Consider the following 13,208-nt stretch of genomic DNA (forward strand, 5'->3'; position numbering starts at 1 on the left):
CCGGGCAGCGCCGTCCGCGTGTCGCGCCGGTCCGGCGATTCTTCGGCCGATTCGACGAGGCCGCCAGCAACGTCGGCGAGCGATGGCCAGCAACCGGTTAGGTTTCGGCCCCTTCGCCGCCCTCGGTGGGATCCTGCGGAGACTTGCAGCAATGTTGCAGCCACAGCGCGGCAACCACCAACGCCAGTGCGCTGCCGGCGGCCACGAGGGTTCCGGTGGTGTCCTCGACGGCAACCCGCTGCCATGACCGCCGCGGCAGCAGGTACACCAGCACCCCGATCCACCAGCCCAGTACCAGGGCCCCCACCCACGCCGAGGCCTTGGCGACCATCAGACTGCGGGCCACAGCGAGCGGGTGCAGCCGGCCGGGGCCGTCGCCGATCTCGCCGTCACCGATCTTGGTCCGGATGTAGCGAGCCCACAGCGCCTCGGCGATCGCGACGCCGAGCAGCGACAGCCCGGTCCACACCGTGATCTGCGGAAACCACCGGAACAACACCATAACCAGCAGATAACCCACCACCGCAGCCGCGATCACCGCGGCCATCAGATCGCGTTTGCGGGTGGGGCCCATCAGTTCCCCAAGGTCAGGGGCGTCAACCGGACACTCGCCCGATCGGTGGGCTCCAGCTCAGCCAGCAGCTCGGCGACGGGTCGCGGACCGTCCGGCAGCGGCACTTCGGCCGCCGGATCGACGTCCAGCCACGGGATCATCACGAAGGCCCGCAAGTGTGCCAGCGGGTGCGGTAGCCGCAGATCGCTGTCGTCGCAGAGCACGTCCACCGGGCCGGAAGGGGTGATCTCGGCGCAGGTGACCAGGTCGACGTCCAGCGTTCGCGGACCCCAGCGCTCGGCGCGTGCCCGGCCCGCGGCCCGCTCCAACTCGTGAGCCCGGCACAGCCACGCGTGGCAATCCCGTCCCGGGTCGTCGGCAATCAGCACCGCGTTGAGAAACGGGTGCTGCTCGATGCCGCCCCACGGGTCGGTCTCGTAAACCCGCGACGCGGCGACAAACGCATCACCGAGCCCGTCGACGACCGACCGAAGATGGGCGAGGCGGTCACCGAGGTTCGAGCCGATCGACAGCACTACCCGCGTCATACCGCCCCGCCCGCGGGGACCACCGAACCGCGGCCACCCCGCCGCGATCGCCGGGTCACCACCGCTATGTCGGCGAACGGCAGCGGGATGGGGGCCTGCGGCTTGTGCACCACCACCTCGACGGCGTGCACGCGCTGGTCTTCCATCACCTCGTCGGCGATCTCGGCGCCGACCGTTTCGATCAGGTTGCGCGGTGTCCCGCCGACGATCTCGCTGGCCCGCTGCGCCAGCCCGATGTAGTCGTAGGTGTCGGCCAAATCGTCGCTGCGGGCGGCTTCGACCAGATCGATCCACATGGTGATGTCGACGATGAAGCGCTGCCCGGCCACCCGCTCGTGGTCGTAGACCCCGTGTCGACCGTGAACAATCAAGCCGCGCAGCTCAATTCGGTCAGCCATCGCGCCCGGTCCCTTCAACTCGCTGCCATGCTTCGACCACCTTGAGGGCGTCGACCGTTGCCCGCACATCGTGTACCCGCACACCCCAAGCCCCGTGCAGGGCCGCCAGCGCCGAAATCACCGCCGTGGCCGTCTCGCGCCCGGCAGGCGGTCGGATGGTGCCGTCGGGCCCCGCCAGCAAGCTACCGAGGAAGCGCTTGCGCGAGGCACCCAGCAACACCGGAAACCCGGTGGCGACCAACTCCGGCAGGGCATGAAGAAGTGCCCAATTGTGTTGTCCCGTCTTGGCGAATCCAAGCCCCGGATCGATCACCAGGTTCGCCGGATCGACGCCGGCGGCTACCGCGTCGTCAACGGCGGCCATCAGCTCGGCGCGCACTTGCGTCACCACGTCGTCGTAGTCGGGCACCTGGTGCGGGTTGGCCGCCGACGCCGGCCGCCAGTGCATCAGCACCCACGCCACGCCGGCTTCGGCCACCAACGGCGCCATCGCCGGATCGGCCCGGCCGCCCGACACGTCGTTGACCAGCTGTGCGCCGCTTTCCAGTGCCGAGCGCGCGACGTCCGCGTGCATGGTGTCGATGCTGACTGTAACGCCTTGTGCGGCAAGCTCTTTGACCACCGGGATGACGCGGGCCGTCTCGACACCCGAGTCGACGCGGGCCGCGCCGGGCCGAGTGGATTCACCACCGACGTCGACGATATGTGCGCCATCGGCAACCAGCGCCAGACCGTGCTCGACGGCGCCGCCGGCATCGAGGTAACGCCCGCCGTCCGAGAACGAGTCCTCGGTGACGTTGACGACACCCATGACCTGCACAGGCGCCGGACTCACTTATGCAGGATGAGATCGAGCGCTTCGGCTCGAGAAGCGGCATTGGTCTTGAACTGGCCACGCACCGCTGACGTCGTCGTGATCGCACCGGGCTTGCGGACCCCGCGCATCGCCATGCACAGATGCTCGGCCTCGACGACGACGATGACCCCCCTGGGTTCCAGCTTCTTCACCAGAGCGTCGGCGATCTGGCTGGTCAGCCGCTCCTGCAACTGCGGCCGCTTGGCATACAGGTCTACCAGCCGCGCGATCTTGGACAGCCCGGTCACCCGGCCGTCCTCGCCCGGTATATAGCCGACGTGGGCCACACCGTGGAACGACACCAGATGGTGTTCGCACGTCGAGTACAAGGGTATTTGCTTGACCAGTACCAGCTCGTCGTGATCTTCGTCGAACATGGCGTTGAGCACCGCGTCGGGATCGCTGTAGAGCCCGGCGAAGATCTCCTTATAGGCGCGGGCGACGCGTGCCGGGGTTTCCCGCAAACCTTCGCGCTCCGGATCCTCGCCGACCGCGTACAGCAATTCGCGTACGGCTGCCTCGGCGCGCGACTGGTCGAAAACCCCGGGAATGGACGGCTTGGGGCGAGAATCCAGCTGCGTCATGGGAATCCTTCGTTTGGTCAGCCGTGGGCCGACGGATTGGACTGGCTAACGTCCCTATTCTGCTGCTCGGACGGCTCGTCGGAGTCCGGTTCGGATTGATCCGGCGGCCGATAACCCGCGGCCGGTTGCGGCCGATTGGACGACGGCGGTGGCGGCCATCCCGGAGCGTGCCAGTCGGCGGGTGCACCGTAGTCGGGCTGGTAGGCCGATCTGTCCCGGTCCACGCCGTTGGCGCCGCCACCGGGTCCTGACTGGGCAGCCTGTGCTGCTTCAGCCGCCCGGGTAGCCCGCGCGATCGCTTGCTTGAACGCCGGCTCTTGAAGCGGCGGCGGCCACGGCTCGCCGCGCTCCATGGCGAGCTCGCCGGGTGTCTTGATGGGCGGCTTGTCCGAGGGAATCCGGCCGCCGAAGTCGTCGAACACGGTCAGCCGGGGCCGCTTTTCGACGTTGGCGAAGATCGCCTCCAGCTCGGGGCGGTGCAGGGTTTCCTTTTCCAGCAGCTCGCCCGCCAGCGTGTCGAGCACGTCGCGGTATTCGGTGAGAATCTCCCAAGCCTCGGTGTGCGCCGCCTCGATGAGCTTGCGCACTTCCTCGTCGATTTCGCGGGCAACCTCGTGCGAGTAGTCGGACTGGGTGCCCATCGAGCGGCCCAGGAACGGGTCGCCGTGCTCGGTACCGTATTTCACGGCGCCGAGGCGGGCGCTCATGCCGTACTCGGTGACCATCGCGCGGGCCACCTTGGTCGCCTGCTCGATGTCGGACACCGCGCCGGTGGTCGGCTCGCGAAACACCAATTCCTCGGCGGCGCGACCGCCCATCGCGAACACCAGTTGGGCGATCATCTCCGACCGGGTCCGCAGGCCCTTGTCTTCTTCGGGCACCGCGACCGCGTGACCACCGGTGCGCCCGCGGGCCAGGATTGTCACCTTGTAGACCGGGTCGATGTCGGGCATCGCCCAGGCCGCCAGGGTGTGTCCGCCCTCGTGATAGGCGGTGATCTTCTTCTCGTGCTCGCTGATGATCCGCCCTTTGCGGCGCGGGCCGCCGATCACCCGGTCCACCGCCTCCTCCAAGGCGGGACCGGTGATGACGGTGCCGTTCTCCCGGGCGGTCAGCAGCGCCGCCTCGTTGATGACGTTGGCCAGGTCGGCGCCGGTCATGCCGACGGTCCGTTTGGCCAGTCCGTCGAGGTCGGCGTCCGGGCCGATCGGCTTGCCCTTGGAATGCACTTGCAGCACGGCCCGGCGACCCGCCAGGTCGGGGTTGGTCACCGGGATCTGCCGGTCGAAGCGGCCGGGCCGCAGCAGCGCCGGGTCCAGGATGTCGGGCCGGTTGGTGGCCGCGATCAGAATGACGCCGGCGCGCGGGTCGAAGCCGTCCATCTCGACCAGGAGCTGGTTGAGCGTCTGCTCGCGCTCGTCGTGACCGCCGCCCAGGCCGGCGCCGCGCTGGCGGCCCACCGCATCGATCTCGTCGACGAAGATGATGCAGGGGTTGTTCTGTTTGGCCTGATCGAACAGGTCCCTCACGCGCGAGGCGCCGACACCGACGAACATCTCGACGAAGTCGGACCCGGAGATGGTGAAGAACGGCACGCCTGCCTCACCCGCGACGGCGCGGGCCAGCAGCGTCTTGCCGGTGCCCGGTGGACCGTAGAGCAGCACACCCCTGGGGATCTTGGCGCCCAGCGCCTGGTAGCGGCCGGGGTTCTGCAGGAAATCCTTGATCTCGTAGAGCTCCTCGACGGCTTCGTCGACGCCGGCAACGTCGGCGAACGTCGTCTTGGGCATGTCCTTGTTGAGCATCTTGGCCCGCGACTTGCCGAAACCGAAGCCCATCCGCGCCCCGCCCTGCATGCGGGAGAACATCACGAACAGCCCCACCAGCAACAGCAGCGGCAACACATAGACCAGCAGCTCACCCAGGATGCTGCCCTGGTTGACGACGGTGCTGACCTTGGCGTTCTTCGCGGTCAGCGCGTTGAAGAGGTCGACGGCGTAGCCGGTGGGGTATTTGGTGATGACCTTGTCGGATCCGTCGGTGTCGTTGTTGCCCTTCTTCAGGGTCAGCCGCAGCTGCTGCTCACGGTCATCGATCTGCGCGCTCTTGACGTTGTCATTGTTGATCTGAGCCACCGCCACCGAGGTGTCGACGGGCTTGTAACCGCGGGTGTCGTCACTGAAGTAGAAGAACGACCAGCCCAGCAGCACCACGACGGCGATCGCCGTGAGGGTGCGGATCACGTTTTTTCGATTCATCAATCATCGGCCGTGCCGGCCCAGGTCCTTCCGGATTCACGCAGCTGGAAATGTCAAGGTTACCGCCCCGTGGCGATCGCAAGCCCGGCTCGGTTGGTTCCGGGCCGGGCGCAGCGGGTCGCCACCATCGTTCCCGTGGCGATCGCAAGCCCGGCTCGGTTGGTTCCGGGCCGGGCGCAGCGGGTCGCCACCATCGTTCCCGTGGCGATCGCAAGCCCGGCTCGGTTGGTTCCGGGCCGGGCGCCACAGTCCCGCTGCGTCAACGACCGGCGGTTCCCGCCAAGATCCCGAGCATCGCAACCGCCTCCGGGATGTTGGTCACACCAACGCCCACGGTGGCTGGTCACCGTCATCCAGCGTGACGTGGCCCGCAGGTCGCGCTGCCCTGCGTGGCGCTCGGCGATCCGGCGGGCCGGTTAGTCCGGGCCGGTTAGTCGTAGTAGCGCGCCTCGATCACATTGCCGTCCGGATCAGCGAAGTAGTAGCCCTGCGGCGCCCAGCCCCGGGCGCCGAAGCTTCGGTTCAGCCGCGCGCCGGTGTCGATGCCCGCAGCCTGTAGACGTCGGTCCAGTGCGTCGTATTCAGCCTTCGACACGGCGATGCAGACGTGGTTGACCGGATGTCCCGCGCTGCCGGCGACCCTCGTCATCGACTCGGTACCGGTGACATTTTCCACGGGGATGAGGTCGATGATGGCGTCCTCGCACACCCGCACGCTCGGAAACGGTGCTTCTCCCGCCTCGAACTCGTCGAACCGCACCGGCATGAGCCCGACCACCCTGGTGTAGAAGTCCATCGCCGCCCGCACGTCTCTTGTCCACAGCACCACGTGGTCCAGCCGCATCAGCCGATGATGCGCGGCGCGGGTCACGATTTCCAGTCCGCGATTCCGCCTGGCCAGCCGACTCTTGCACCCAGCGTGTAACTGCTGCGAGATTCGCGCCGGATTTTCACAGCAGCTTCACGCTCGGCGAGGCCCCACCCAAATGGGGCCTTCCCGGCCCGGTGCCGTTGTGATTTGGTGAGACGGTGGCTCAATCAACCGAACGGTTAGTCGACGCCAATGGTGTGCAGCTGCGGGTGGTCGAGGCCGGAGATCGCGGCGCACCCGTGGTGATACTGGCCCACGGCTTTCCCGAGCTGGCCTACTCCTGGCGGCACCAGATTCCCGCACTGGCCGACGCCGGCTACCACGTGCTGGCTCCGGATCAACGTGGCTATGGGGGTTCGTCACGTCCGGAGGCGATCGAGGCTTACGACATTCACCAGTTGACGGCCGACCTGGTGGGGCTGCTCGACGACGTGGGCGCCGAGCGCGCCGTCTGGGTGGGTCACGACTGGGGTGCCGTGGTGGTGTGGAATGCGCCGCTGCTGCACCCCGACCGGGTCGTCGGAGTTGCCGCATTGAGCGTTCCACCGTTGCCCCGCGCCCAGGTGCCGCCCACCGAGGCGTTTCGCAACACGTTCGGAGAGAACTTCTTCTACATCCTCTATTTCCAGCAGCCGGGTGTGGCCGATGCTGAGCTCGATGGTGACCCGGCCCGCACGATTCGCCGGATGATCGGCGGTTTGCGGCCACCGGGCGACCAGAGCTCGGCGTTGCGCATGCTGGCGCCCGGACCTGAGGGCTTCATCGACCGGCTGCCGGAACCGGACCGGCTGCCGGACTGGATCAGTCAGGACGAACTGGACCACTACATCAGCGAATTCGCCCGCACCGGTTTTACCGGCGGGCTCAACTGGTATCGCAATTTCGACCGCAATTGGGAGACCACGGCCGAACTCGCTGACGCCAAAATCTCGGTACCCTCCCTGTTCATCGCCGGGACCGCGGACCCGGTGCTGTCCTTCACCCGTACCGACCGCGCTTCGGAGGTGATCAGCGGTCCCTACCGCGAGGTGCTGATCGACGGCGCCGGGCACTGGTTGCAGCAGGAGCGGCCCGACGACGTCAACGCGATACTGCTCGAGTTCCTCAACGGGGTGCAGTGGTGACGGGGGTGCCACTTCGCTTCGGCGTCTTCATCACGCCGTTTCACCCGACCGGCCAATCCCCCACGGTGGCACTGGAATACGACATGGACCGCGTGGTCGCGCTGGACCGCCTGGGCTTCGACGAGGCCTGGTTCGGCGAACATCACTCCGGCGGCTACGAGCTGATCGCCTGTCCGGAGGTCTTCATCGCAGCCGCGGCCGAACGGACCAAGCACATTCGACTCGGTACCGGAGTGGTCTCGTTGCCCTACCACCATCCGCTGATGGTGGCCGACCGCTGGGTGCTGCTGGATCACCTGACCCGTGGCCGGGTGATGTTCGGCACGGGCCCAGGCGCACTGCCGTCTGACGCCTACATGATGGGCATTGATCCCATCGACCAGCGCCGAATGATGCAGGAGTCTCTCGAGGCGATTCTTGCCTTGTTCCGTGCCGCGCCAGATGAGCGCATCGACCGCCATTCCGACTGGTTCACCCTGCGCGAGGCGCACCTACACATCCGCCCGTACACCTGGCCGTACCCTGAAATCTCAACGGCAGCAATGATTTCGCCGTCCGGGCCAAGGCTGGCCGGAGCGCTGGGCACGTCGCTGCTGTCGTTGTCGATGTCGGTGCCCGGCGGGTATGCGGCGCTGGAGAACACCTGGGGAGTGGTCTGCGAGCAGGCCGCCAAAGTCGGACGGGACGAGCCCGATCGTCGCGACTGGCGGGTGCTGTCCATCATGCATTTGGCTGACACCCGGAACCAGGCCTACGACGACTGCACCTATGGGCTGCCCGATTTCTCGAAGTACTTTGGCGCGGCAGGATTTGTCCCGCTATCCAACTCCGTCGAGGGCGCGCGATCCACTCGGGAGTTCGTCGAAGAGTATGCCGCCAAGGGGAATTGCTGCATTGGCACACCTGAGGACGCGATCGCCCACATCGAGGACCTGCTGGACCGCTCGGGCGGCTTCGGAACTCTGCTGTTGCTCGGCCACGACTGGGCCGCGCCACAGGCGACTTTCCACTCCTACGACCTATTCGCCAGCAAAGTGATTCCCTATTTCAAGGGCCAGCTCGAAGCGCCCCGCGCGTCGCACGAGTGGGCCAAGGGCAAGCGTGAGGACTTGATCGGCCGCGCGGGCCAGGCGGTCGTCAATGCCGTCAACGAGCACGTGGCCGAGCACCAAAGCGGTGAAAGCTGATGCGCGCCGCGGTGTTACGCAATGGACGCATGGTGTACCGGGACGACGTGCCCGACCCGGCTCCCGGCCCGGGCCAGGTACTGGTCAACGTGCTGGCATGCGGAATCTGCGGTTCTGACCTGCATTTCGCCGCGCACGGCGAGGAGATGCTGGCGCTCACCGATCAGATGTCGCGTGGCGCTGGCGGACCCAACGTCGATCTGAACCGTGACGTCTTCATGGGTCACGAATTCAGCGCCGAAATACTCGAAGCGGGACCCGATACCGAAACCCAGCCACCCGGAACGTTGGTCACGTCGATTCCGGTGTTGCTGTCGGCCAAGGGCTTCGAGCCGATCATCTACAGCAACGACACAATCGGCGGCTATGCCGAACGGATGCTACTCTCGGCCGCGCTGCTGCTGCCCATTCCGAATGGCCTGGACCCCAAACATGCCGCCCTCGCCGAACCGATGGCGGTGGGGCTGCACGCCGTCAACAAGTCGGGCATTGCGCCCGGTGAGACGGCCCTCGTACTTGGTTGCGGTCCGATCGGCATGTCCATTATCGCGGCACTTCGGTTGCGTGGCGTTGAAACCATTGTGGCATCCGACTTTTCGTCGAAGCGACGGGAACTGGCCACGACGATGGGCGCGCACCGGACGGTAGACCCGGCGCAGGGCTCGCCATTCGACACCGTCAAGGCTGCGGTGGTTTTCGAGGCGATCGGCGTACCGGGGATCATCGATGACGTAATGCGACGGGCCCGGCCGGGCACGCGGCTGGTCGTCGCAGGAGTGTGCATGCAGACCGACACCATGCATCCGTTTTTCGCAATTGCCAAAGAGATCAACGTGCAATTCGTGCTTGCCTATGGCCCGGATGAATTCGCCGAGTCACTGCGTGCGATCGCCGAGGGTGATATCGACGTCAGCCCGCTGATCACCGGGGAGGTCGGCCTGGACGGGGTCGGTGCGGCCTTCGACGACCTCACCGATCCCGAGCGGCAGTGCAAGATTCTGGTCACGCCCCAGGCTTAGTTACTTCGACCTGAAAAACCCGCGTGTGTGGTGAGCGGCTGTGTCCGGTGGTTCCCGGTTTGGGGCATGAATGCGGCTTGGGCGCTGTCGATCGGGCGGCGAGGGCGCTGATCTTGACCAGGTGGTGGGCCAAGACGCCGTGCCCCGGTCCAATAGCTACCGTGCCCATAGGGCGCCGAGTGACGGTCGTAACCGCCATAGCCCCCATAGCCCCCGCCATAGCTCCCATAGCCCCCGCCATGGGTGGTCGAGTGACGGTCGTAACCGCCACAGGCGCCATAGCCCTCGCGATATGGCGTTGTGCTGGCAGGCTCGGCGGGCGTCGGGTGGGCAGGCATCCGATCGGGCGCCTGGCGGGGCGCCGGACTGGTAGGTGATGGACGGGTGGGCGCCGGGCTGGGTGCCATCCGGGGTGCCGGGCTGCTGGGCGCCGGCATGGCGGGCGCCGGACTGCTAGGTGAGGGGCCGACTGGCACCGGTTGCATGGGTACACCGGACGTTGACCCGCCGCCCGCGTGGGTCGCATTGGCGGCCTCGGCTGCTGTATACGAATTAGCGCTGAATCCCAAGGCTTTGACGAATTGCTCATGGATCAGCTGGGCCTCGGCGCTGATCGCCTGGTACAGCTGGCCGTACGCGGCGAAGCTCGCCGCCGTCACCATCGATACCTCGTCGGCTGCCGCCGGGATCACTCCAGTGATGGGAAGCGCCGCGGTCACGTTGGCCGTACTGACGCCCGAGCCGATCGCTTGCAGCCGCCCGACCGCCGCCATCAGCAGTTCCGGCAGCGTAATCACAACAGACATGTGGTTTCTCCTCCTCCTACCGCGGCGCCTAAGTCCGGCACAGCTAGTACCCGTATTGGCCGGGTTATCCCTGCGTCGGATTCCATGTCACAAATCATGAATCTTTGCCTAGTCCTAGATCCATAGTTCGAATTTCTGGCTCATGACTCTCTGGCGAGGATATTTTGACCGTGTTTTGGCATCGGGCTACGCTTGACCCGTGCCGAGGACCAACGCTGCCGGGTGGGGGCTCAAGCGCCTGCTTGAAGCAACGCTGAACCGTGACATCACCGTCGAGCAGTTGCGCGATGCCTGCGGTGTGACCAAAGGCCGGTGGTATGGGGAGAGCGGGCGCGCGAACGCCGAGGACTTTCCGGACGCCGAGGAAGCCAGGCGCGCGGCGCATGCGTTCGGCCTCAGCGCCACGTGGCTCCAAATGGAACTGGGCCTCATCACCCCCGAAGATGTGCAAGAGGCCTTGGACGGGTCACAATCGCTGGACCCGTTCCGGGTGACGACCCGACAGCGAGTGCTGGCACCCAATCCGACGGCAGAGCCGCCGCTCACCTAACGGTTCTCGACGGGTTGGCCCGGCAGTCCACGCTCCCTGCAATCGAACGCTGGATTCGCACCGCGCCGACGCCGTGGCGGCGTTGGCATGCAGCTCCCAACCTGGCCTGCGCGTTCGGGTACGCGGGTCGAGCTCCGATTGTCATCCACGCGGCGGCCAGCGACCACACCGTCGCCGCGACTGCTCGGTGCCCGATTACCTGGACGGTTACGGAGTCGTTGACGCTGACCAGCTTTCGCGAGTTGGTCGCGCCGCTGCGAACCGCTTACCGTCCGGTTGACGCCTTGCACTTGCAACCGTCGGCGGCGCTCTGGCGTGCTGTCGTCGTCTGCGATTCGGATCACCGTCCGTTGCGATCACCAGGACCCGGCAGCACGTGGACTCACCGCATTTGAGATCCCCGAAACGCCTTTGCTGACAACACTATTTGATGCAAGCGCACCGTGGTGGGCAGCGGCTGGCTGTCGATTCAATTCAGCTATCCACGCGCACGTGCCGTCAGAAACGGGCGCCAACAGCATCGGCCAGCGTGATCCGCCACGCCTAGCGCCCGTGCCAATTACGCTCGACGCCGTGGCGGACACGTCGTACGCACCCTGCGGCGATCTCAGCCTGGCATGTCAGGTATTCGGCGACGGGCCGATCGAGCTGGTCTGGGCCGGGTCGTTCGCAAGCCACGTCGAGCTGTATTGGACGATGCCCGAATTCGGGTCCCTTATGGAGAAGCTGGGCACGTTCGCCCGGATCCTGTTGTTCGACAAGGCCGGGGTGGGGCTGTCGGATCCTGTCCCAAGAGTTCGCACGCTCGACGAACGAGCAGCCGAGATCGAGGCCGTCATGGATGCCGCCGGCTTCGGCAAGGCCGCCCTGCTCGGTGTAAGTGAGGGCGGCCCGGCCGCCATCCTGTTCGCCGCGACGCGCCCGGAACGAACGCGGGCTCTGATCCTCACCGGTACGACGTCGTACAACGCCGCCCAGAGCTGGGATGACCTGGAGTGCGACCCGGCGCTGCTGCGGGCGCGCGTGGTCGGTGAGCTGGGTGAGGACTACGTACCGTCGCTGGAATGGATCGCCCGGTCCCAGGAATTCGGTCGCGCCGTCCGGTCGGCCTGGGGCAGCGGCGCGGCACTCAAGTGCGTCCTGTCGTCGATCCGGTCCACGCGCCAGCTGGGAATGTTCGAGCGCATGTGCGCCAGTCCGGGGATGGCGCGGGCGACGGCCGAAGCGGCATTCCGGATCGACGTCAGGGCGATCCTGCCGACTATCACTGTGCCGACGCTCGTCCTGCATGCCCGCGATGACCCTGGCGTGCCGGTGCAGTCGGGCCGCTACCTGGCTGACCACATTCCCGGTGCGCGCCTGGTTGAGCTCGAGGGCGCGGACCACGCGCCCTGGTTCACCGATCCCGACAGGGTCGCGACCGAGATTGAGGAGCTGCTCACCGGCAGCCATACCGCACCGGCGCAGTCGCATCGCGCCCTGCGAACGGTGTTGTTCACCGACATCGTCGCCTCGACCGAACATGCCGCGGCGATGGGCGACCAGCGGTGGCGGGCGGTGCTCCAACGCTTCGGTGAGATCACTGCCGAAATCGCCCAACGATTCGGCGGCACGGTGGTCAAAAGCACCGGCGATGGGCATCTCACCACGTTCGACGGCCCGACACAGGCGATCCGTTGCGCAGAGGCGTTACGTGCTGGCGCTGAGACGCTGGGCATCGAGATCCGCGTAGGCATCCACACCGGCGAGTGTGAACTGCTCGACTGCGACATCGGCGGGATTGCGGTACACATCGCGGCGCGGATCCTCGGCCAAGCAGGGGCAGGTGACATCCTGGTCTCCTGCACGGTCCGTGACCTCGTGGTCGGCTCCGGCACCGGCTTCGAGGATCGCGGCAGCGTTGAGCTGCGCGGTGTGCCCGGCGCCTGGCAACTCCTGGCGGTCGAGCGTCACGGCGCGCGGGCCGGATCGGCCGAGGCGCAATTGGTGGCAACGGCTACCCCCGGCCCTCGCTCCGCGATGCGCCGGTCGGATCGCGCGGTCGCGGTGATGGCGAAGCGGACACCGTGGATATTGCGCGGGATCGCCCGGTTCTCCGCGGCCACCGGTCGCAGATAACCGAGTTACGTCGAGCCGCAATACGGTTTACGTCCTCAGCCGTGAGGATTAGCGACCGTCGCAAACCCGAGAGTCGGGTGTCACTGACGCGCGAGGTCCGCTGGCTCGTTGATGGCGTAATCGCCGGAGTCCGATGTTGGCCTATGTCGACAAGCCCGCCCGTCTGCTCGACTTCCGGAAAGACCTGAAAATCACGCGGGCATTTCAAAGGCACGCAAGCAAATCGGGATCAACGCCCCGGCAACGAACAACGCCGCCGCGCAACGACCCGCCCGCCGTCTTCGGAATCACTTGCGCGACACGTTGTTTCCCGGCCAACGGCTGCCCGAGCGCCAG

At 66.7% G+C, this 13,208-nt stretch carries 12 protein-coding genes and 1 pseudogene; 5 read left to right on the plus strand and 8 right to left on the minus strand.

Going from position 1 to position 13,208, the window contains the following annotated elements; genetic code table 11:
* Positions 1-97 precede the first annotated feature (97 nt).
* From EET10_RS26185 to EET10_RS26220, 7 genes are all read right to left on the minus strand, one after another.
* Positions 98-574: a DUF3180 domain-containing protein gene (locus EET10_RS26185; RefSeq protein ID WP_063468518.1), complete on the minus strand. Its 477-nt coding sequence runs from the start codon at positions 572-574 to the stop codon at positions 98-100.
* Entirely contained in the window at positions 574-1,101 is a 528-nt protein-coding gene (gene folK, locus EET10_RS26190; protein ID WP_063468519.1) for a 2-amino-4-hydroxy-6-hydroxymethyldihydropteridine diphosphokinase, read from the minus strand. Before folK ends, EET10_RS26185 begins: the two co-directional genes overlap by 1 nt.
* Positions 1,098-1,499 (minus strand): dihydroneopterin aldolase, encoded by a 402-nt coding sequence (gene folB / locus EET10_RS26195; protein WP_122502624.1) that lies wholly within the window; start codon positions 1,497-1,499, stop codon positions 1,098-1,100. Before folB ends, folK begins: the two co-directional genes overlap by 4 nt.
* Positions 1,492-2,334: a dihydropteroate synthase gene (folP, locus tag EET10_RS26200; protein ID WP_122502625.1), complete on the minus strand. Its 843-nt coding sequence runs from the start codon at positions 2,332-2,334 to the stop codon at positions 1,492-1,494. Before folP ends, folB begins: the two co-directional genes overlap by 8 nt.
* Complete coding sequence (gene folE, locus EET10_RS26205) at positions 2,331-2,939, minus strand: GTP cyclohydrolase I FolE (protein WP_063468521.1); 609 nt, start codon at positions 2,937-2,939, stop codon at positions 2,331-2,333. The genes folP and folE overlap by 4 nt, the downstream gene beginning before the upstream one ends.
* Positions 2,940-2,956: 17 nt before the next feature.
* On the minus strand, positions 2,957-5,197 hold the full coding sequence (gene ftsH / locus EET10_RS26210; RefSeq protein WP_063468522.1) for an ATP-dependent zinc metalloprotease FtsH: 2,241 nt from the start codon (positions 5,195-5,197) through the stop codon (positions 2,957-2,959).
* A gap of 430 nt (positions 5,198-5,627) precedes the next feature.
* The gene (locus tag EET10_RS26220; RefSeq protein WP_063468540.1) at positions 5,628-6,041 is read right to left on the minus strand and encodes a VOC family protein; all 414 of its coding nucleotides are present in this window, start codon (positions 6,039-6,041) and stop codon (positions 5,628-5,630) included.
* A 185-nt stretch (positions 6,042-6,226) separates the two neighbouring features.
* On the opposite strand from EET10_RS26220, the gene EET10_RS26225 reads away from it, so the two are divergent.
* Genes EET10_RS26225 through EET10_RS26235 form a run of 3 tightly spaced genes read left to right on the plus strand, consistent with a single transcriptional unit; the run spans position 6,227 to position 9,398 of the window.
* Positions 6,227-7,192, plus strand: coding sequence for an alpha/beta fold hydrolase (locus EET10_RS26225; protein WP_063468523.1), 966 nt, complete (start codon positions 6,227-6,229; stop codon positions 7,190-7,192).
* Entirely contained in the window at positions 7,189-8,379 is a 1,191-nt protein-coding gene (locus EET10_RS26230; protein ID WP_122502864.1) for an LLM class flavin-dependent oxidoreductase, read from the plus strand. The genes EET10_RS26225 and EET10_RS26230 overlap by 4 nt, the downstream gene beginning before the upstream one ends.
* Positions 8,379-9,398, plus strand: coding sequence for a zinc-binding dehydrogenase (locus EET10_RS26235; protein WP_122502626.1), 1,020 nt, complete (start codon positions 8,379-8,381; stop codon positions 9,396-9,398). The genes EET10_RS26230 and EET10_RS26235 overlap by 1 nt, the downstream gene beginning before the upstream one ends.
* A gap of 509 nt (positions 9,399-9,907) precedes the next feature.
* On the opposite strand, the pseudogene EET10_RS26240 reads toward EET10_RS26235, so the two are convergent.
* Positions 9,908-10,204: pseudogene (locus EET10_RS26240) on the minus strand (PE family protein); the annotation flags it as partial.
* A 199-nt stretch (positions 10,205-10,403) separates the two neighbouring features.
* On the opposite strand from EET10_RS26240, the gene EET10_RS26245 reads away from it, so the two are divergent.
* A complete protein-coding gene (locus EET10_RS26245; protein WP_063468525.1) occupies positions 10,404-10,754 on the plus strand; it encodes a hypothetical protein in 351 nt (116 codons plus the stop codon).
* A gap of 573 nt (positions 10,755-11,327) precedes the next feature.
* Positions 11,328-12,872 (plus strand): adenylate/guanylate cyclase domain-containing protein, encoded by a 1,545-nt coding sequence (locus EET10_RS26255; RefSeq protein WP_063468542.1) that lies wholly within the window; start codon positions 11,328-11,330, stop codon positions 12,870-12,872.
* The last annotated feature ends 336 nt before the right edge of the window (positions 12,873-13,208 follow it).

This window comes from Mycobacterium pseudokansasii (assembly GCF_900566075.1).
Classification (GTDB): Bacteria; Actinomycetota; Actinomycetes; order Mycobacteriales; family Mycobacteriaceae; genus Mycobacterium; species Mycobacterium pseudokansasii.